At 67.9% G+C, this 18706-nt stretch carries 19 protein-coding genes and 1 pseudogene; 12 read left to right on the top strand and 8 right to left on the bottom strand.

Features of this window, described 5'->3' with window-relative positions; translation table 11 throughout:
• Positions 1–413 precede the first annotated feature (413 nt).
• Both L1080_RS36225 and L1080_RS36220 read right to left on the bottom strand, forming a co-directional pair.
• Entirely contained in the window at positions 414–1121 is a 708-nt protein-coding gene (locus L1080_RS36225; protein ID WP_250773592.1) for an anti-sigma factor, read from the bottom strand.
• Positions 1122–1460: 339 nt separating this feature from the next.
• Positions 1461–2135, bottom strand: a complete 675-nt coding sequence (locus L1080_RS36220) for a fasciclin domain-containing protein (protein ID WP_250773584.1) — start codon at positions 2133–2135, stop codon at positions 1461–1463.
• Between the two features lie 267 nt (positions 2136–2402).
• Between L1080_RS36220 and L1080_RS36215 the strand changes: the two genes are divergently transcribed.
• The gene (locus tag L1080_RS36215; RefSeq protein ID WP_250773582.1) at positions 2403–3983 is read left to right on the top strand and encodes a molybdopterin-dependent oxidoreductase; all 1581 of its coding nucleotides are present in this window, start codon (positions 2403–2405) and stop codon (positions 3981–3983) included.
• A gap of 76 nt (positions 3984–4059) precedes the next feature.
• On the opposite strand, the gene L1080_RS36210 is transcribed toward L1080_RS36215, so the two are convergent.
• Positions 4060–5487 carry an MFS transporter gene (locus tag L1080_RS36210; RefSeq protein WP_250773580.1) on the bottom strand — a complete coding sequence of 476 codons (1428 nt, stop codon included), beginning with the start codon at positions 5485–5487 and terminating at the stop codon, positions 4060–4062.
• 577 nt (positions 5488–6064) lie between these two features.
• Here L1080_RS36210 and L1080_RS36205 point away from each other — a divergent pair.
• From L1080_RS36205 to L1080_RS36185, 5 genes are all read left to right on the top strand, one after another.
• Entirely contained in the window at positions 6065–6271 is a 207-nt protein-coding gene (locus L1080_RS36205; protein ID WP_159924667.1) for a heavy-metal-associated domain-containing protein, read from the top strand.
• A gap of 37 nt (positions 6272–6308) precedes the next feature.
• Complete coding sequence (locus tag L1080_RS36200; RefSeq protein WP_250773578.1) at positions 6309–7256, top strand: hypothetical protein; 948 nt, start codon at positions 6309–6311, stop codon at positions 7254–7256.
• Between the two features lie 28 nt (positions 7257–7284).
• Positions 7285–9543, top strand: coding sequence for a heavy metal translocating P-type ATPase (locus L1080_RS36195; RefSeq protein WP_250773576.1), 2259 nt, complete (start codon positions 7285–7287; stop codon positions 9541–9543).
• Positions 9544–9643: 100 nt separating this feature from the next.
• Positions 9644–9811, top strand: coding sequence for a hypothetical protein (locus tag L1080_RS36190; RefSeq protein WP_459032569.1), 168 nt, complete (start codon positions 9644–9646; stop codon positions 9809–9811).
• Positions 9812–9834: 23 nt separating this feature from the next.
• On the top strand, positions 9835–10176 hold the full coding sequence (locus tag L1080_RS36185; protein ID WP_250773907.1) for a metal-sensitive transcriptional regulator: 342 nt from the start codon (positions 9835–9837) through the stop codon (positions 10174–10176).
• A 25-nt stretch (positions 10177–10201) separates the two neighbouring features.
• Here the strand turns inward: L1080_RS36185 and L1080_RS36180 are convergent, their stop codons facing one another.
• A complete protein-coding gene (locus L1080_RS36180) occupies positions 10202–10594 on the bottom strand; it encodes an ArsR/SmtB family transcription factor (protein ID WP_250773573.1) in 393 nt (130 codons plus the stop codon).
• Positions 10595–10738: 144 nt separating this feature from the next.
• Here L1080_RS36180 and L1080_RS36175 point away from each other — a divergent pair, with 144 nt between their 5' ends.
• The 4 genes from L1080_RS36175 (at position 10739) to L1080_RS36160 (ending at position 14374) form a co-directional block, all read left to right on the top strand.
• Positions 10739–11146, top strand: a complete 408-nt coding sequence (locus L1080_RS36175) for a four-helix bundle copper-binding protein (protein ID WP_250773571.1) — start codon at positions 10739–10741, stop codon at positions 11144–11146.
• 59 nt (positions 11147–11205) lie between these two features.
• Positions 11206–11925, top strand: coding sequence for a DUF305 domain-containing protein (locus L1080_RS36170; protein WP_250773569.1), 720 nt, complete (start codon positions 11206–11208; stop codon positions 11923–11925).
• A 64-nt stretch (positions 11926–11989) separates the two neighbouring features.
• The gene (locus L1080_RS36165; protein WP_250773567.1) at positions 11990–12217 is read left to right on the top strand and encodes a heavy-metal-associated domain-containing protein; all 228 of its coding nucleotides are present in this window, start codon (positions 11990–11992) and stop codon (positions 12215–12217) included.
• A 24-nt stretch (positions 12218–12241) separates the two neighbouring features.
• The gene (locus tag L1080_RS36160) at positions 12242–14374 is read left to right on the top strand and encodes a copper-translocating P-type ATPase (protein ID WP_250773565.1); all 2133 of its coding nucleotides are present in this window, start codon (positions 12242–12244) and stop codon (positions 14372–14374) included.
• Between the two features lie 63 nt (positions 14375–14437).
• Here L1080_RS36160 and L1080_RS36155 read toward each other — a convergent pair whose 3' ends face one another.
• On the bottom strand, positions 14438–15010 hold the full coding sequence (locus tag L1080_RS36155; protein ID WP_250773563.1) for a TetR/AcrR family transcriptional regulator: 573 nt from the start codon (positions 15008–15010) through the stop codon (positions 14438–14440).
• A 110-nt stretch (positions 15011–15120) separates the two neighbouring features.
• Between L1080_RS36155 and L1080_RS36150 the strand changes: the two genes are divergently transcribed.
• Positions 15121–15414: a hypothetical protein gene (locus tag L1080_RS36150; protein ID WP_250773561.1), complete on the top strand. Its 294-nt coding sequence runs from the start codon at positions 15121–15123 to the stop codon at positions 15412–15414.
• Between the two features lie 2 nt (positions 15415–15416).
• Positions 15417–15932 carry a DUF2269 domain-containing protein gene (locus tag L1080_RS36145; protein WP_250773904.1) on the top strand — a complete coding sequence of 172 codons (516 nt, stop codon included), beginning with the start codon at positions 15417–15419 and terminating at the stop codon, positions 15930–15932.
• A gap of 34 nt (positions 15933–15966) precedes the next feature.
• On the opposite strand, the gene L1080_RS36140 is transcribed toward L1080_RS36145, so the two are convergent.
• The 3 genes and pseudogenes from L1080_RS36140 to L1080_RS36130 form a co-directional block, all read right to left on the bottom strand.
• Positions 15967–17343: a M23 family metallopeptidase gene (locus L1080_RS36140; RefSeq protein ID WP_250773560.1), complete on the bottom strand. Its 1377-nt coding sequence runs from the start codon at positions 17341–17343 to the stop codon at positions 15967–15969.
• Between the two features lie 160 nt (positions 17344–17503).
• The gene (locus L1080_RS36135) at positions 17504–18310 is read right to left on the bottom strand and encodes a cytochrome c biogenesis CcdA family protein (RefSeq protein ID WP_250773558.1); all 807 of its coding nucleotides are present in this window, start codon (positions 18308–18310) and stop codon (positions 17504–17506) included.
• Positions 18307–18483, bottom strand: a pseudogene (locus L1080_RS36130) (TlpA family protein disulfide reductase); the annotation flags it as partial. The gene L1080_RS36135 and the pseudogene L1080_RS36130, both read right to left, overlap by 4 nt.
• Between the last annotated feature and the right edge of the window lie 223 nt (positions 18484–18706).

Genomic DNA, 18706 nt, shown 5'->3' with positions numbered 1-18706 from the left:
GGCAACTGCTTGCCGTTCCGGTCGCCTGGTCCTGGGAGTCTATTTCTCCGATCACCGCACGCTGCGCAACCTGCTCGACGAACGCTCAGACCGAAGACAGATTAGTGAAAAGCCCGCTCCCCCAATCAATTTCATACGCCGATAACGAATACGAATACTATGTCAACTAGTCAGTTGGTTATTCGCATGGCCTGCGAATACGACCACCGACGGTAAGGCTCCGCCGCAGGCGCCGAGGTGGCCGGGACCGTCGGTCCGATTCTTTCGGAAATTCCCGGCGCGACGACCTTTTCGTCGATCTGTGTCATCGCACTGCCCGATGGCGGAGGAATGCTCTTGCACACCGTGATCGGATTGGACTGGTGCACAGGGGTTGACGTGCAGCATGCAATCGAGGACGGGTGAGGTGAGAATCAGTTCACGTGCAGGGTCACGAAGGGCCGGGTGGTGGGCCCCGCGGAGCCACCGGGTGGCTCGACGGTCCACGCCAGCGCCGACATTGCTCCGACGTCGTCGACGGTCATGGTGGTGACCGGGTTGATCTGCTCACCGGTGAACAACCCGGCCGAGTGCGGTGCCCCGGCCTCGGAGATCAACCACATCTGATAGACCGAGTCCGCGGCGGGTGGAGGCACATTCTGCAGGGTCACCACGACCGCGTCCGCGGACGGTGAGTAACCGATGGTCGCGGAACCGCCCTGGTCAGTGACGACGGTCGACACCTGCAGGTCGGCCGCCCGCAGGATCTGCTGCTCTGTGACACCGGGCGCTGTGTCGGTGAGAGTGCCGGTGATGACCGCCCCACCGGCGAGCAACCCGACCGCGGCCGCTGCGGCGAGCGTGCTCCGCCAGCGACGCCGATACCGCTGGCCCAGTGCCACCGGGTGCGGGCGGGTGTGGATCCGTGCCAGCAGTTCGGTGCGGATCCATGATGGGGGCTCGATGGCACCGACACAGCTGAGGGCGGCGAGGGTTTCCCGAATGTGCCGGACCTCGTCGGCGAAGGCGGTGCGGGTGTCCTCGTCGGCGGCACCGAGATCGCAGAGCAGGATGCTGCGGTCGGTGTCGTCGAGAGCGTCGAGGGCGAAGGGGTACGCCATGGACACGAGTTCGGCGTTCATCGGCTACCACACCTTCAGAGGCCCCGGGCAGGTCCTCGGCGGGGCCGCCGGAGACCGACTGGTCGATACCCCGGAGCACCGCACCTGCCGCCCCTGTGACAACGAAACCTACTCCAGGCCAGCTCTTTCCTGGGTCTGTGAGGGCTGCGAGGACGCCGGGGTGATTCTGCCCGCTACCGCGGAGGGCAGCGGGCAGAATCGTGGTGCTGCCCCTGTCGGGGGGGTCGAGGCAGCACCCGTTCGGTATTCGGCACCGCCCCACTGAGGCTGATGGCTGGCGCTCCTGACGAAGAGACCCGACAGTCAGGGACAGGCGCCGAATAGGTTGTGCGGGCGGGATTATTGCGCCGGCGGCATCATTACCGTGTCGATCAGGTACACGGTCGCGTTGGCCGTCTTCACCCCGCCGCAGATCACCGCGGCGTCGTTGACCTTCAGGTCGTCACCGGACCCGGTGACGGTGAGTGAGGCGCCCTGGGCGGTGGGATGCTGGCCGTCGACCTCATCGGGGGCGAGCTGGCCCGGGACAACATGGTAGGTGAGGATTTTCGTCAGGGTGTCCGAATCGGTTTTGAGGGTTTCGATCGTGGCCGGGTCGATCTTCGCGAACGCCGAGTCGACTGGCGCGAAGACCGTGAACTGCCCACCGTTGAGGGTATCGACCAAGTTGACCTGCGGGTTCAGCTGTCCCGAGACCGCCTGCGTCAGGGTGGTGAGCATCGGGTTGTTGGAGGCGGCCACGGCGACCGGATCCTGCGCCATCCCGGCCACCGATCCCGCCCCGGTGGGCACCTGCTCGGCGTATCCCGCGCATCCCGGGCCGACGAGGTTCGCGGCCGGATCCGCCGACATCGGCGTCGAGGACGTCATCTCCGGCGAGGTCTGCGCCGAGGTCTGCGCCGACGTTCCGGCGGATTCGGGCGCGGAATCGGAATCGTCGGACGAGCAGGCCGACAGGCCGAGCACCGCGATCGCGGCCATGCTCGCCGCCGCTGTCATACGTGAGGTAATCATTGTTGCAGTCACCACTTCCCAGGCGTACGGCCCAGACAGGGCCGTCACGTTGTTGAACCGTCATCGAGGATTCGGTGCGGTACCCCCGCCCGGATGGGTTGGCAACGAATAATTTTCAGCCGCCCGCGCATCGGGCAGGTCCGCGGCCGAAGTCGGCCGTGCCGGAGTTGCTGCAGCGGCCGCAGGGTGCCGGTCGACTTCATCCACCCATCCGGACCACGGTGTGGCGCCGAATACCCGGTTACACGACGACAGGAGACGACTGTCATGAGTATCAGCACCGGGGAACGGCCCTCCGTGGGCGAGCGGCCGAGCCGGCGACGGCATCTGTTTTCCCGGGCCCTGGCCGGTGTGATCGCCGCCGCCGTGGTGCTCGGGGTCGGGGAGCTGGTCGCGGTCCTTGTCGGCGCCGCCTCGTCACCGTTCTTCGCGGTGGGAGCGACCACGGTCGACCGCAGCCCGGCGTGGGCGCGGGAGTTCGCGATCACCACCTTCGGCACCAACGACAAACCCGCCCTGTTCATCGGCATGAGCGTGCTGATCATGCTGATCGCGGCGGTCGCCGGCATGGTCGAGCAACCCCGCGCCCCCTACGGCAGCGCCATCCTCGTTGCCCTAGGCGGTCTAGGAATCTATGCCGCCACCCACCGGCCCGGTGCCACCTGGATTTTCGCCGTACCTACGGTCGCCGGTCTGATCGCCGGGATCCTCGTCCTGCGGGTACTGACCACTCGCGCCCGCGTTCCCGAGAATTCCGCTGCCGCGGACTCCCCGCTGCCGCGCCGCAGTTTCCTGTTGTGGGCCGCGGCAGCCGCGGCGGCGGCCGCCTCCGCCGCCGCGGCCGGACGGTATCTGGGTGCGCGAATCGTCGGGGCGGCCGCGGACCGGCGCAACTTCACGGTTCCGGCGGTCCCGGCCGCGCAGCGGGCGCCGAGGATCCCTGCCGGCACCGACATCGGTATTCGCGGCGCCACCCCGTTCGTCACCGCCAATCAGGACTTCTACCGCATCGACACCGCGCTGCAGGTCCCGCAGCTGACCACCGAGCAATGGCAGCTGCGTATCCACGGCATGGTGAACCGCGAAATCACCCTGGGCTGGGATGATCTGATCGCCCGGCAACCCGTCGAACGGGTGATCACCCTGACGTGTGTGTCCAACGAGGTCGGCGGCAACCTCGCCGGGAACGCCACCTGGATCGGATATCCGATCGCCGAGATACTCGACGAGGTCGGCGTGGCCGCCGACGCCGACATGCTGCTCTCCCGCAGCTCGGATGGATACACCGCCGGAACCCCACTCGAGGTGCTACGGGACGGGCGCGACGCGATCCTCGCGGTGGCGATGAACGGCCAGCCGCTACCCTTCGAGCACGGATACCCGGTCCGGCAGGTCGTCCCGGGGCTGTACGGCTTCGTCTCGGCCACCAAATGGGTGGTGGACTGGGAGATCACCCGCTTCGACCGGGCCCAGGCCTACTGGACCCAACGCGGGTGGGCGGTACGTGCACCGATCAAGACCGCATCCCGGATCGAGGTACCCGCCGCGTTCGCCCCCACCAGCCCCGGACCGGTCCTCGTCGCGGGGACCGCCTGGGCCCAGCACCGCGGTATCGCCACCGTCGAACTCCGGGTCGACAACGGTCCCTGGCAGAGCGCTGCCCTCGCCCCGCAGTACTCCCTCGACACCTGGCGGCAATGGACCTGGCAGTGGCAGGCCACACCGGGGCTGCACACCCTGCAGGTCCGGGCCACCGACCTCGACGGCAACACCCAAACCGAACAACGCACCCCACCGATCCCGGACGGTGCCTCCGGCTGGCACACCCGCTCGATCACCGTGACCTGAGACGGTGCCGGCAGGGGTGGAATCAGCATTGGGTGGGAGCCGGGCCTGGCCGACTCCCACCCCCCTGGTCGTGTGGTCAGTGCTGCTCGAGGACCGGTTCCGTGGCCGTGTCCGGTTGGGCCGTGCGCATCGATACGGCGGTGATTCCCGCCCCGGCCAGGGCGATGACGGCGGCGCCGAGGAACGCGGCTGAGAATCCGTTCGTCAACTCCGGGAGGTTACCGATCTGGTTGGCGCCGAACGAGGCGGCGACGGCGGTCATGGTTGCCAGGCCGAGTGCCGAGCCGACCTGGTAGCTGACGTTGACGATGCCCGACGCCAATCCGCCCTCTTCGGGCCGTGCGGCGGAGATCGCCGTGCCGAGGGAGGGAATGAAGGCGAGCGACATACCCGCTGCGGCAACGAGGGAAGCCGGAAGCACGTCGACCCAGAAATTACCGGTGGGCCGGACGAGTGCCATCCACCCCAGCCCGATCGCAAGAACGATCAAACCGGTCACGATCATCGGTTTCGCTCCGAACCGCTGCATAGCCCGCGGCGCGATGACGATCATGCCGAGCATGATCAGTGTCGTCATCGGGAGGAGTGCTGCGCCGGCGGGGAAGGCGCTGTACCCCAACACCTGCTGCAGGTACAGGTTCAGGAAGAACCACATCGGGATCCACGCCGCACCGAGCAGCAGCTGGGCGATGTTCGCGGCGGCGAGGTTGGGGGCGGCGAAGATTCCCAAGCGCATGAGGGGGTCACGGCGCCGGGACTGGGTCAGGACGAACGCGGCCAGCAGCACCGCGGACGCGGTGAGGTATCCCCAGGTTTGACCGGAGCCCCAGCCGACCTCGGGAGCCCGGACGATGGAGTAGACGGCGAGCGCCAGTCCGGCGGTGACGGTCAGTGCGCCGAGAATGTCGATCGATCCGGATCGGGCGGGGGCGTTGGGCATCAGCAGCGGTGTCGCGGCGAGGGCGATCAGGGCGATGGGAATGTTGATGTAGAACACCCATGGCCAGCTGAGATATTCGGTGATCATTCCGCCGAGGAACACACCGGCGGTACCGCCGGCGGGTGCGGCGGCACCGTAGACGGCGAGGGCCTTGGTCAATTCCTGTTGGTTGGAACCGAACAGCATCATCAGCAGCGTCAGTGCCGAGGGTGCGATCAGTGCGGCCCCGGCGCCCTGGATGGCGCGTCCGGCCAGTTCGGTGCCGACGTTCCCGGCGGCGCCGGCGGTAATCGATCCGGCGAGCAGAACCACCCAGCCGGTGGCGAAGATGCGTTTGGCGCCCCACAGGTCGGACAGGCGTCCGCCGAGCAGGAGCAGTCCACCGAAGGCGATGACGTAGGCGTTGAAAACCCAGGTCAGGTTCTCCTGGGAGAAACCGAGGTCGGTCTGCATTTTCGGTAGCGCGATGCCGATGATGGAAGTGTCCATGATGACCATGAATTGGGCTGCGGCGATCAGTGCCAGCGCCCACCACTTGCGTGTGGGTGAAACCTGAGTAGACATGACAATAATTCCTTACCGGTACGGGGTATTTGTGAGATGAACGATGGCGAGTGCGGTGGCACGCTTACCCGCAACATCGAAGCCCCCGACCCCAGGCGTCCGCGGAAATCGCGGTCTGATCGGATCTTTCGGGCGAATTATCTTCTTCTGTGCACATCGCAATCCTCCTAGATGCCGCTCGGCAACCTCAGCGATGTCCGTACCATAGGGGGGTATAGTACGAAGCGCAAGAGGCGGTCGTCCCGAAGTCGCCGAGAGAATTCCGTTCCCGAACAGACTGGGCCGTGACAACACCGCCTGGCGAACGATCGACGGGGGCGTCTCGCGCCGCGATCGCATCCTCCGGCCCCCACGGACGCGGCACCAGCGCCCCTTTGCTCGCGCGGCGACCCCACTCCCGGTTTCCTGGCGACGCCACCACCGAGCACCCGCGGGCACTCCCCGGGGGTATAGACCCGGGGAGCACAGGTCCTGACCCTTACGCCTTGCATACCGTAGGGGGGTATGGTAAGTCTGTAGATGGGTCGCGGCACCCCCGATCGCACCTGGCGAACGAATCGAAGAAAGAAGGACATCGATGAGCACCACCACCGTCACCGTCACCGGAATGACCTGCGGGCACTGCGTTTCCTCGGTCCGTGAAGAGATCGGCAACATCCCCGGCGTGACCGCCGTAGACGTCGACCTCGCCAGCGGCCGGGTCGTAATCGACTCCGACTCCCCGATCGAGAAGGCATCGCTCGCCCGGGCAGTCGACGAGGCCGGCTACCAGCTCGCCGGCTGACCGGCCGACACCCAGACCCGGACAGGAGATTCCCACGATGAACGCATCGTCGAAGTTCGCCGGTTTCACCGTTGGCCTGGCCGCGGTCTTCGCACTCGCCCTCGGGGCCGGGGCCGCCTTCGGCCCCGAGGTGCCCGCACCGGCCGATACACACGACACCTCAACCCACGACGCCGGACCCGGTTCGATTACGGGCGCACCGGTCGCCGAACAAACACCTGGAGGACTGATGGTCACCGACAGCGGATACACCCTGGCATTGGACACGGCGCAGGTTCCCGCCGGCGCTGACGTGCCACTGCGGTTCCGCATCCTGGGCGCCGACGGAGCACCCGTCACCCGCTACGTGGAGAGCCACGACAAGCAACTACATCTGATCGCGGTGCGCCGCGACCTGACCGGATACCAGCACGTGCACCCGGTACTCGACGCCGCCGGAACTTGGTCCGTTCCGCTCGATCTGACCCGCGCCGGGGCGTACCGGGTGTTCGCCGACTTCACCCCCGCCGGCGGTGACGGCGTGACCCTGGGCGCCGACCTGCAGGTCGCCGGTTCCTACGATCCGCAGCCCCTGCCCCCGGTTGCCGCAGCCACCGTGGTCGACGGGTACACCGTCACCCTCGACGGCACCCTCACCCCGGGTCAGGCCTCGAAGGTCACCCTGTCGGTGGCCCGCGGCGGGCAGCCGGTGACGGATCTGCAGCCCTACCTCGGCGCGTACGGTCACCTGGTGGCCCTGCGGGCCGCCGACCTCGGCTACCTGCACGTGCACCCGGACGGCCATCCCGGTGACGGTGTCACCGCACCAGGTCCGGGCATCGACTTCTATGTCACCACCCCGAGCGCGGGCGACTACCGCCTGTTCCTGGACTTCCAGCACGATGGAGTGGTGCGGACCGCCGAATTCACCCTGACCGCCGGGCAGAGCTCCGGCGCCGCAGTGCCCCCCGCCCCGGAGCCGATGCCCGCCGGGCACGGACACTGACGAAAACCACCACCGGAGAGGAGGAACGATGAATTCCGTCACGCAGCACCCGACCGCCGACGGCCGGGTCGAGCTCGAAATTGGTGGCATGACCTGCGCCTCGTGCGCGAACCGGATCGAGAAGAAGCTCAACAAACTCGACGGCGTCACCGCCACGGTGAACTACGCCACCGAGAAGGCCCGCGTCAACTACGTCGGTGCTGTGTCGACCGAGGATCTCGTGGCCACCGTCGAGCAGGCCGGCTACACCGCCAAGGTCCCGGCGCCGCCCGCCGCCGATACCGCGGCCGGCCCCGCCGCGGAGCCGGACCCGACCGCCGCACTGCGTCAACGCCTGCTCGTGTCCTTGGTGCTCAGTGTGCCGGTGATCGCGATGGCTATGGTTCCGGCGCTGCAGTTCACCCACTGGCAGTGGCTTTCGCTCACCCTCGCGGCCCCGGTGGTGGTGTGGGGGGCGTGGCCGTTCCACAAGGCCGCCTTCACCAACCTGCGGCACGGCACCTCCACGATGGACACCCTCATCTCGATGGGCACCCTCGCCGCCCTGGGCTGGTCACTGTATGCGCTGTTCTGGGGCACCGCCGGTATGCCCGGCATGACCCACCCGTTCGAGCTGACCATCTCCCGCTCCGACGGCGCCGGCAACATCTACCTCGAGGCCGCCGCCGGGGTGACCACCTTCATCCTCGCCGGCCGCTACTTCGAGGCCCGCTCCAAGCGGCGCGCCGGTGCCGCCCTGCGGGCCCTGCTCGAACTCGGCGCCAAAGAGGTCTCGGTGCTACGCGGCGGTGTCGAGCAGCGCATCCCTGTCGATCAACTGGCCGTCGGTGACGAGTTCGTCGTTCGCCCCGGGGAGAAGATCGCCACCGACGGTGTCGTCACCGACGGCTCTTCCGCGGTGGATGCGTCGATGCTGACCGGCGAATCCGTGCCCGTCGAGGTCGGACCCGACGACCAGGTCGTGGGCGCCACCGTCAACGTCGGCGGCCGGATCACCGTGCGTGCCACCCGCATCGGGTCCGACACCCAGCTCGCGCAGATGGCGAAACTCGTCGAAGACGCCCAGACCGGTAAGGCGCAGGCGCAACGGTTGGCCGACAAGATCTCTGGGATCTTCGTCCCGATCGTCATCGCCCTGTCCGTCGCCACGCTGGGTTTCTGGATCGGCACCGGCGGCGGCCTCGCGGCCGCGTTCACCGCCGCCGTCGCCGTACTGATCATCGCCTGCCCCTGCGCCCTCGGCCTGGCCACCCCGACCGCACTGATGGTCGGCACCGGCCGCGGCGCCCAGCTCGGCATCCTGATCAAGGGGCCAGAGGTCCTCGAATCGACCCGCCGCGTCGACACCGTGGTGCTCGACAAGACCGGCACCGTCACCACCGGCAAGATGACCCTGCTCGAGGTGATCACCGCCGACGGCGAAGACACCATGCAGGTGCTGCGCCTGGCCGGCGCCCTCGAGGATTCCTCCGAGCACCCGATCGCCGCGGCCATCGCCAAGGGCGCCCGCGACAAGGTCGGCGCCCTGCCGAAAGTGGAGCAGTTCACCAATATCGAAGGCCTCGGAGTGCAGGGCATGATCGACGAGCACGCGGTGGTCGTCGGCCGGGCCCGGCTCCTCGCGGACTGGGCACAGCACCTACCCGCCGATCTCGAAGCGGCCATGACCGCAGCCGAATCCGAGGGCAAGACCGCCGTCGCAGTCGGCTGGGACGGTAAGGCCCGAGCCGTGCTCGTCGTCGCCGACGCCGTCAAGGCCACCTCGGCCGAGGCGATCGGACAGCTGCGCAGGCTGGGCCTGACGCCGATCATGCTCACCGGCGACAACACCGCCGCCGCCCGCGCGATCGCCGACCAGGTCGGTATCGACGAGGTGATCGCCGAAGTGCTGCCCGCCGACAAGGTGGACGTCGTCAAACGGCTGCAGGACCAGGGCAAGGTCGTCGCGATGATCGGCGACGGTGTCAACGACGCAGCCGCCCTGGCGCAGGCCGACCTCGGTCTGGCGATGGGCACCGGCACCGACGTCGCGATCGAGGCCAGTGACCTGACCCTGGTGCGCGGGGACCTCCGCGCCGCCGCCGATGCAATCCGGTTGGCCCGCAAGACGTTGGGCACCATCAAGGGCAACCTCTTCTGGGCCTTCGCCTACAACGTCGCCGCCCTCCCCCTGGCCGCGGCCGGACTGCTCAACCCCATGCTCGCCGGTGCAGCGATGGCGCTCTCCTCGGTGTTCGTGGTCAGCAACAGCCTGCGACTGCGCCGATTCCGGTCCCTCACCGGATAACCGCAGGCAACGCACCCAGGAGGTGGGGTGGGCGGGGCGTGCAGGCACCCACCCACCCCACACCCTTTTACCCCATGCAGTCCCCGAAAGGAGACCGGCCATGTCCTCGGTGACAACAACCCTGGTGCAGATCATCCGACACCCCGCGACCCGGGCGGCGGCCCGGTGCGCGGTGATGTGCGCCGCATCGGCGATCGGCCGCCGCGTCGAGGGCCCACACCCCGCCCCGAATACCCCGGGAGGGCATAATCGGGTGTGCTCGGCATGACACTCGGATTCCAGGAGGACACCATGGCCACCACTCCCGCGGCCACCCACGCACCTGCCGAGACCGACGGCCATGACCATGCCGCGCACGGCTACATCACCGAAAAAGACGCCTACCTCAAGCGCCTCAAGCGCATCGAAGGCCAGGCCCGCGGACTGCAGCGGATGGTCGAGGAAGACAAATACTGCATCGACATCCTCACCCAGGTCTCCGCGATGACCAAGGCCCTGCAGGCCGTGGCCATGGGACTGCTCGAAGACCACATCAGTCACTGCGTCGTCGACGCCGCCGTCGCCGGCGGTCCCGCAGCCGACGCGAAGATCAAAGAGGCCACCGACGCGATCGCCCGGCTCGTCCGCTCCTGAGGCACCGCCCGGCACCGTCCGAGGGTCAGTCGTCGTCGTCCACCCCGGCGCTCTCGTCGGAAATCTCGACGAGGCGGCGCAGGCAATGCATCCGCAACGGTTCCGGAAACCCGTCCGCGAGACGGTAATAGACGGTGCGGCCCGCCTTGCGGCGGGTGACCATACCGGCGGTGCGCAGGATCCGCAGGGCGTACCCGACAGCGTCCTCGCCGAGGTCGAGGGTCAGGGCGATATCGCCCACACACAGTTCCTCGGCGAGGTCGAGGGCGTAGATCACCCGGGTCCGGGTGGGGTCGGCGAGCAGGCTCAGGATGCTGCTCAACCGGGCGGCGTCGTCGCGGCTGAGCAACCGCTCACGGGCATGCGCCACCCGCTCCGGATCGACCGGGTGCCCCTCGGTGGTGGACGGGTGACTCATGCACCCATTCTGACCCACGAGACACCCACCCCGCGGCCCGACCAACTGTTTACCCGTACGGGTTTACGGGTATATGGTGGCGGGGCCGCCGTTGTGTCAGCGGCGTCCGCCGCCGACATGCCCCTTCACGAAAAGGGAGTCATCGTGAGCACAGCCGAGAGAATGCTCGAGAGCTATCCGAAGGATCTGCGGCATATCGACAAGGCGAAACTTCTGTCCTGTATCGAGGCGTGTACCTCCTGCGCGCAGACGTGCACGGCCTGCGCGGATGCGTGTCCGAGTGAGCCGTCGGTGGCCGACCTGACCGCCTGCATTCGCACCAACCTCGACTGCGCCGACATCTGCGAGGCCACCGGGCGGGTGCTCTCCCGTCACACCGGCTTCGACCCCGATCTCACGTCCGCGGTCCTCGAAACCTGTGTCACCGCGTGCAAGTCGTGCGGAGATCGGTGCACCGAGCACGCCTCGCTGCACGAGCACTGCTCGGTCTGCGCCGATGCGTGCCGGCGGTGTGAGAACGCCTGCCGCGAGTTGTTCGCCGCACTCGACTGACCCCGTCTGCGTCACCGCATCCGCCGAAAAGACGAAAAGAAGAGAGAAGGTTGTTGTCGATGAACAAGTCCCTCGCCGCCTGCGCCGCATCGGCGGCGCTGCTGCTGGCCCTGACCGCATGTGGTGATTCCGGCACCGAGGAGAGCGCCGCGACCACCACCTCGGCCGCCGTCACCACCTCGGTCAGCGCGGAGAACGGTGCCGCCGAACACAACGACGCCGATATCGCCTTCGCGCAGGGGATGGTTCCCCACCACAGCCAGGCGATCGAGATGAGTGACATGCTGCTCGCCAAGCAGGGGATCGACCCGCGGGTGGTCGACCTCGCGCAGCAGATCAAGGCCGCGCAGGGCCCGGAAATCGAGCAACTCAACGCCTGGCTGACCGCGTGGGGCGAAGGCACCGCGGCGACCACGACGACCGGCATGAACATGACCGAGTCCATGCCCATGGGCACCGGGATGCAGATGCCCGAGGCACCGGGGGTGATACCGCCGGCGGGCACTACGGGGATGGACATGCCCGGGATGGAGGGCGGCGAGGACATGGAGGGGATGATGTCGGCCGAAGACATGGCTGCCCTGCGCGACGCTCAGGGCGTCGATGCCGCCAAACTCTTTCTCACCCAGATGATCGAGCACCACAAGGGTGCGATCACCATGGCCGAGACCGAGGTGGAGGACGGCCAGAACGCGCAGGCGAAGGCGATGGCGCAGAACATCATCACCACCCAGCAGCAGGAAATCACCACCATGGAACAGATCCTGTCGACCCTCTGAACCGATATGCGGCTGCCCCCACGACCCGTTCCGTCCCGCGGTCGTGGGGCGGAAAGGACTTCTCGTGAGCACCACCAACACCTACGCGGTCACCGGGATGACCTGCGAGCACTGCGTCAAAGCGGTGCGTGAGGAAATCGAACAACTCGACAGGGTGAGCGCCGTCGACATCGACCTCACGGTCGGCGGCCAGTCCCGGGTCGCCGTCACCGCCGACACGCCGCTGCCGCTCGATCAGATCCGCGGCGCCGTCGAGGAAGCCGGTTACCACCTCGCCACTCCGGCGAGCTGACCCCAGGACCACGAAGGATTGACGATGGCGCATCCGAGCGGGCATTCCGAGACCGGTGTCAGTGCCGGTGATCACCGGCATCACGCGGAGCAGGCGGCCGAACACCACGGTGCCGGGCATGATCACGGCGGACACGATCACGGTAGTGGCCGGGACAAACACAAAGGCCACGGCGCCCACGGGGAGGTGTTCCGCCGCAAGTTCTGGGTGAGCCTGGCCTTGTCGATCCCGGTGGTGATCTTCAGCCACATGGTTGCCGACCTCCTCGGCTACTCCATGCCCGAGTTTCCCGGCGTGATGTGGATCGCCCCGATCCTGGGCACGGTGATCTTCTTCTACGGCGGCATGCCCTTCCTCACCGGCGCCTGGAGCGAGCTGCAATCCCGCCAGCCCGGGATGATGCTGCTGATCGGCATGGCCATCTCGGTGGCCTTCATCGCCTCCTGGATCACCACCCTCGAGCTCGGCGGGTTCAATCTCGACTTCTGGTGGGAGCTGGCCCTTCTCATCGTGATCATGCTGCTCGGGCACTGGCTCGAGATGCGCGCCCTCGGATCGGCCTCCGGGGCACTCGAGGCCCTCGCTGCGCTGCTGCCGGACACCGCCGACAAGATCACCGACGACGGCGTCACCGAGGTCCCGATCTCCGAACTGACCACCGGTGATCTGGTTTTGGTGCGGGCCGGGGCCCGGGTTCCGGCGGACGGCACCGTCACCGACGGCGTCGCCGAGGTCGACGAATCGATGATCACCGGCGAATCCAAGCCCGTCCCCCGGGCGGTGGGCGACACCGTGGTCGCCGGCACGGTGGCCACCGACAGCGCCCTGCGGGTGAAGGTGTCCGCCGTCGGCGAGGACACCGCCCTGGCCGGCATCCAGCGGATGGTGGCCGACGCGCAGGAATCCTCCTCCCGCGCCCAGGCTCTCGCCGACCGGGCCGCCGCCTTCCTGTTCTACTTCGCCACCCTCGCCGGCATCATCACCTTCGCGGTCTGGACGCTGATCGGCAACCTCGACGAGGCGGTGGTCCGCACCGTCACGGTCCTGGTCATCGCCTGCCCCCACGCCCTCGGCCTGGCCATCCCGTTGGTGATCGCCATCTCCACCGAACGTGCCGCCAGGGCGGGAGTTTTGGTCAAGGATCGGCTCTCCCTGGAACGGATGCGGACCGTCGATGTGGTCCTGTTCGACAAGACCGGCACCCTCACCCAGGGCAAGCATGCCGTCACCGGACTCGCCGCGAGTGCGGCCCTCACCGAAAAGGATCTCCTCACCCTCGCCGCCGCCGTCGAAGCCGACAGCGAACACCCCGTGGCCAGGGCCATCGTCTCCGCCGCCGCAGCCACGGTCCCCGCTTCAGCGGGCAGCCCTGCCACCGACTTCCGGTCCCTCCCCGGGCGCGGCGTGACCGCCACCATCGACGGCACCGACGTGTCGGTCGGTGGACCGGCGATGCTCGCCGACCTGGGTGTCACCGTCCCGCCCGAGGTCGCCGCGGCAACCCAGCCGTGGGTGGGCCGCGGCGCGTCGGTGCTGCACGTGGTCCGCGGCGGCGAGGTGGTCGGCGCCCTCGCACTCGAGGACAAGGTGCGGGACGAGTCCCGCCAGGCCATCGACGCCCTGCACCAGCGGGGAATCAAGGTCGCCATGATCACCGGCGACGCCCGGCAGGTCGCCGACGCCGTCGCCGCCGATCTGGGGATCGACGAAGTGTTCGCGGACGTGCTCCCGGAGAACAAGGACGCGAAGGTCGCCGAATTGCAGGCCCGCGGCCACAAAGTGGCGATGGTCGGCGACGGTGTCAACGATGCCCCCGCCTTGGCGCGGGCCGAGGTCGGTGTCGCGATCGGCGCGGGCACCGACGTGGCGATCGAATCGGCCGGGGTGGTGCTTGCCGCCGACGACCCCCGCGCGGTGCTCTCCATCATCGACCTCTCGCGGGCCAGTTACCGCAAGATGTGGCAGAACCTGGTGTGGGCCACCGGCTACAACATCATCGCCGTCCCGCTGGCCGCCGGTGTGCTGGCCTTCGCCGGCGTCGCCATCTCCCCGGCAGTGGCGGCGGTGCTGATGTCGGTCTCCACCATCGTCGTCGCGCTCAACGCGCAACTTCTGCGGCGGATCGACCTCGACCCGGCCCGGCTCGTACAGCACTGAGCTCTCCAGCGAAGCGCCCTGTGCTGCAGACCGGTTCACCCCGGCAGGTCGGGCCGGGCTCGGTCAGCGCGCCGGACGCATCCCATCCAAGGTGACCTGCACCAGCCGGTGGACCGCTTCCCGGGTGGGCAACCTGGTGGCGGCGGTCAGGGCGTGCAGGCAATATCGCGCCAGCTCTTCGGCGGCGGTGTCGTCTCTGATCTCGCCGGCGCGGGCACCGTCGGCGATCAGGTCGGTGACGAACCCGGTGAGCTGGTGCTGCGCCCGGCCGACGTGCTCACCGCGATGCAGCGCGGCGGTGTCCACGGTGGGCTCGTGGTCGTGGAGGATCAGGGCGTAGGCCGCGAGCACCGCCCGCAGCCGGTCGGCGGCACCGCCGGCGGTGCGGTCCCGTACCTCGGCGAGCTGCGCGAGGTGACGGAGGATCTGACGTTCGTGCCAGGCAAGAACGATCGCTTGGACGTCGGGGAAGTACTTGTACAGCGTCGCCCGCCCGATACCGGTGTCCTCGGCGATCCGGGACATCGTCACCGCCGCGAGCCCGTAGTGGGCGACCAGCGTTGCGGTGGCGTCCATGACCGCCTCGCGGACCGCTTTGCGATGGTCCTCGATCGTCTCGTTCCACAGCTTCGGCACCCCGCAAGTGTACGCACCGACGTAGTCAACACAGTGCGATTCAGGCGTGACGTTGTGTATCGTAAAAATCGGTAGGCGGCAATTCCTGCTGCTCGGATGGAGGACCCACGATGACTGACCCCACCCCCGACGCCGGTTCCCCCCGCTCCGACGAGGACCGTGGTTCTTCTCCCCGGCGTGAACCCACGCCGCGCTGGGTCAAGGTCGTCGGCATCGTCGTCGGCGTCCTGCTCGTGCTGGTGATCCTGATGATGGTGTTCGGCGGCGGCAATCACGGTCCCGGTCGCCACCTGTCCGCCGGGACCACCGTCGGCTCTGCCGCGATCAGCGGGGACGTCGACGTTATGCAGGCCGGTGGCGGTTCTGTCGGTGATCGTCTCGGAGTGCGGACGGTCGCTGCGTGAGCATGTCGCCGGGGCTGCGTAAGCTCGCGCGGACCGTGCACATCTGCGCCTCGGTCGGCTGGCTCGGTGCGGTACTCACGTATCTGGCGTTGGCCATCGCCGCGCTGATGAACTTCGGAACGCCGACCGGGCGGGCCCTGTATCCCGCGATGGAACTTCTCGTCTGGACGGTGATCCTCCCGCTCAGTCTCGCATCGCTGGTCACCGGGCTCATCTCGTCGCTGGGCACCCCGTGGGGCCTGCTCCGGCACTATTGGGTGCTCTTCAAACTGGCGCTCAATGTCGGCGCCTCGGCCGTGTTGTGGCTGTACACGCAGTCCATCGATTACTCCGCCGCCATCGCCGCGCAAACGACCCTGTCCGATGCCGATGTGCTCGCGCTGAGGAATCCGACCCATGTGGTCCACGCCAGTGGCGCGGTCCTGGTGTTGCTCGCCGCGACCGTGCTCGCGGTGTACAAGCCACGGGGAGTCACCCCGTACGGGTATCGGAGCCGACGTGCGGCGGGGACCCGGTAGCTCACCCACCTTGGGGCAGCCGGCTATAGAGCCGTCAGTCCAGGCCGATGATCGATGCCCCTCGTTTGGTGAGCCATGCGAGGGGGTCGGTCTTGTCCCCGTCGGGTGTTTCGACTTCGAAGTGCAGGTGCGGCCCGGTCGAATTGCCCCGGTTCCCGATGGTGGCGATCTTCTGGCCGGCTTTCACGCGCTGGCCGACCTCGACGAGGTTGTCGTTGTTGTGGCCGTAGGTGGTGATGGTGCCGTCGTCGTGCCGAATTCGCACCCACAGCCCGTACCCCTGGGCGGGTCCGGCGTTGATGACCTCCCCGTCAGCGACCGCGACGATCGGCGCGCCCAACGTGTTGGCGATATCGATGCCGCCGTGATCGCGCCCGTCTCCGAAGGGTGAGGTGATCGTGCCGGACGACGGTGCAACGAACGCGCGGCTCCCAGGCCGATTCCAGGTCTTCGGTTGCGGTGCCGGCGCCGGGCCGTCCTGCGCCGCCCCAGCTTCCTCGTCGTGCGGATCCGTCCCGTCACTGGGGCGAGTCTCATCAAGGGTTTCAGTGCCGTCAGGAGTTTCAGTTCCGTCGAGAGATTCGGTGCCATCGAGCGTTTCGGTGCCATCGTGGACACCGGTCTCGTCGTGGCCCTCGGTCTCGGTCCCGATGCCCGCGCCGGTTTCGGGGGACAGTTCCGCGGCGCCCGAGGCCGGTGCCTCCGGCGACGGCGTCATCGGCTCGACCGTGGTCTCTTGTGGTGCAGTGGTCGCGCCGGCCGGTGTGCTGGGCCCCTCTGGGGAGGTTTCGTACTGCGGTGCGGTGGAATCGGTTGCCGCGGGAGGCGCGCTGGCTTCTCCGGGCGCCTCGGGATCCTCCGTGGCCGTGGATTCGTCGACCGGGGCGGCGTTCTCACCCGGCGGTTCGGTGGGTGTTTCGGAGAGGTCCGGCTGCGCCGAGGTCATCGGGGGCGCACCGGTGGGAGGGTCGTATTCGAGGGCAGCGAGCAATCTCGGGCCGATGCTCGCGTCGATGCTGTCGAGTTCATTCGTGCAGGCGCTCAGGGCACCACCGATGCCGGGTTCCCCGTGTGCCGACCACGCTCCCAGGCAACTCGTGAGCATCTGCTGGGTGGCCAGGGCGTCCTCGAGGGATCCGTTGGCCTGCGCGTTCTGCAGGCTGGTGGAGGCGATGTTCGCCACCTTCTGCCAGAGGCTGGGGTCGACGATGACCACGTCCGGGTCGGCGGTATCCGCGGTCATGGTCAAGGCATTGGCGACCGCGGCCGCGAACGACGTCGGCGGGGACACGTGGGTGGCGGATGCGGTCGGCGCACCGGCGAGAAAGAGCGCGGCGGTGGCGGTCGATCCGCCGACGACCAGCGCGGCAAGTCTCCTACGTGCGGCGAAAGCGCCTGTTGTGCCTCGCATCGCGGTCCCTTCTGAAATTCACGCTCCGACAATGAACGGTCAACCGAACGAACGAGGCGGCGCGAGTAAGTCAAGACGACACGCCGTAACGTTAGTGCATTTCCTTCCCTTCAGTGCCGATAATGTTCTTCTTTCCCACCGCTTACATCAGACACATCAGTCAGATCGGTAGCACGACGTTGCTGACGAACTCGTCCCGAAGCCAGGCGATGAACAAATCCCACGCCCCGGTCAGCAGAGCGAGCCCGACCACGATGAGGGCGACCCCACCGACGATCTGGATGGTCCGCGAATGCTCGCGCAACCAGCCCGCCCCGGCCATGGCCCTGGTCGATCCGAAGGCGAGCAGGATGAACGGCACTCCCAGGCCGGCGCAGTAGGCGATGATCAGCACCACACCCCTTGCGGCCGTGGCGCCTTCGGTTCCGGCAGTGACGGACAGGACGCCGGCGAGAGTGGGCCCGAGGCAGGGTGTCCAGCCCAGCGCGAAGACCGCCCCGAGCAGTGGAGCGCCGGCGAGGTGCCCTACCCGTCGGGGGCGGGGCCGGGTGTCCTTCTGCAGTGCCGGGATCAGTCCGAGGAACGCCAAGCCCATGACGATGGTGATGACGCCGCCGAGGCGTTGGAGCAGTTCTCGGTTCAGTTGCAGGACGCTGATCAGTCCGAAGACCGAGGCGGTGGCGAGGACGAAGACGACCGTGAAGCCGGTGACGAACAGCAGGGCGGCGCCGGTGACCCGGATCCTGGCCGCGGTTCTCACCCGGGTGTCGCCAGCTCGGTCGGTGGAGGTTTCGGCTCCGGCGATTCCGGCCAGGTAGGACAGGTATCCCGGAACGAGGGGAATGCAGCACGGCGAGGCGAAGGAGACCAGCCCGGCCAGGGCGGCGGCCCCGAGCGCCAGGAGCATGGGTCCGGTGGCGGCGGCAGTCTGGAAACTGGTGCCGACATCTTGAGCGAGCAGGTTCATGATTCGGCCGCTACTCGTTCGATCACCGGTAGATCCTCGGTGAGCAGGGCCCGCAGGTAGGCCGCGGCGACCTTGAAATCGCGGTCCAGGATCAAGGTGGAGGGGATGACGCTGGTCGGGTGGCCCCCGCCGAGGGCGAGCAGGGTGCGCATAGGCGGGTCGTAGATGGAGGGGTCGTTACCGGTGTGCCGTGGCCAGAGGGCGACGATCAGCACGCCGATGACAGCGAGGACCGGCACAACCCAACGGACGCCGACCGGTACGGGGTCACTCATGTCGCGGTTCCGCTCCCCTTCAGCTGTGTCGGTACCGACCCAATATACGTACTACGTACGTAGATAGTAGATCAAGGGGTTCTTTTATCGCCCGCCCAGGTGGGCGGCGAGACCGAAGCCC

This window comes from Rhodococcus sp. MSC1_016 (genome assembly GCF_023667485.2).
GTDB lineage: Bacteria > Actinomycetota > Actinomycetes > Mycobacteriales > Mycobacteriaceae > Rhodococcus_F > Rhodococcus_F oxybenzonivorans.
Note: the sequence above shows the minus strand (reverse complement) of the source record. Positions and strands in the feature narration are given on the sequence as shown.

Excerpts from the sequence above, each read along its gene's own strand:
- L1080_RS36225 (WP_250773592.1), bottom strand. The coding sequence starts at position 1,121 with ATGAACGCCGAACTCGTGTCCATGGCGTACCCCTTCGCCCTCGACGCT.
- L1080_RS36220 (WP_250773584.1), bottom strand. The coding sequence starts at position 2,135 with ATGATTACCTCACGTATGACAGCGGCGGCGAGCATGGCCGCGATCGCG.
- L1080_RS36215 (WP_250773582.1), top strand. The coding sequence starts at position 2,403 with ATGAGTATCAGCACCGGGGAACGGCCCTCCGTGGGCGAGCGGCCGAGC.
- L1080_RS36210 (WP_250773580.1), bottom strand. The coding sequence starts at position 5,487 with ATGTCTACTCAGGTTTCACCCACACGCAAGTGGTGGGCGCTGGCACTG.
- L1080_RS36205 (WP_159924667.1), top strand. The coding sequence starts at position 6,065 with ATGAGCACCACCACCGTCACCGTCACCGGAATGACCTGCGGGCACTGC.
- L1080_RS36200 (WP_250773578.1), top strand. The coding sequence starts at position 6,309 with ATGAACGCATCGTCGAAGTTCGCCGGTTTCACCGTTGGCCTGGCCGCG.
- L1080_RS36195 (WP_250773576.1), top strand. The coding sequence starts at position 7,285 with ATGAATTCCGTCACGCAGCACCCGACCGCCGACGGCCGGGTCGAGCTC.
- L1080_RS36190 (WP_459032569.1), top strand. The coding sequence starts at position 9,644 with ATGTCCTCGGTGACAACAACCCTGGTGCAGATCATCCGACACCCCGCG.
- L1080_RS36185 (WP_250773907.1), top strand. The coding sequence starts at position 9,835 with ATGGCCACCACTCCCGCGGCCACCCACGCACCTGCCGAGACCGACGGC.
- L1080_RS36180 (WP_250773573.1), bottom strand. The coding sequence starts at position 10,594 with ATGAGTCACCCGTCCACCACCGAGGGGCACCCGGTCGATCCGGAGCGG.
- L1080_RS36170 (WP_250773569.1), top strand. The coding sequence starts at position 11,206 with ATGAACAAGTCCCTCGCCGCCTGCGCCGCATCGGCGGCGCTGCTGCTG.
- L1080_RS36160 (WP_250773565.1), top strand. The coding sequence starts at position 12,242 with ATGGCGCATCCGAGCGGGCATTCCGAGACCGGTGTCAGTGCCGGTGAT.
- L1080_RS36150 (WP_250773561.1), top strand. The coding sequence starts at position 15,121 with ATGACTGACCCCACCCCCGACGCCGGTTCCCCCCGCTCCGACGAGGAC.
- L1080_RS36145 (WP_250773904.1), top strand. The coding sequence starts at position 15,417 with ATGTCGCCGGGGCTGCGTAAGCTCGCGCGGACCGTGCACATCTGCGCC.
- L1080_RS36140 (WP_250773560.1), bottom strand. The coding sequence starts at position 17,343 with ATGCGAGGCACAACAGGCGCTTTCGCCGCACGTAGGAGACTTGCCGCG.
- L1080_RS36135 (WP_250773558.1), bottom strand. The coding sequence starts at position 18,310 with ATGAACCTGCTCGCTCAAGATGTCGGCACCAGTTTCCAGACTGCCGCC.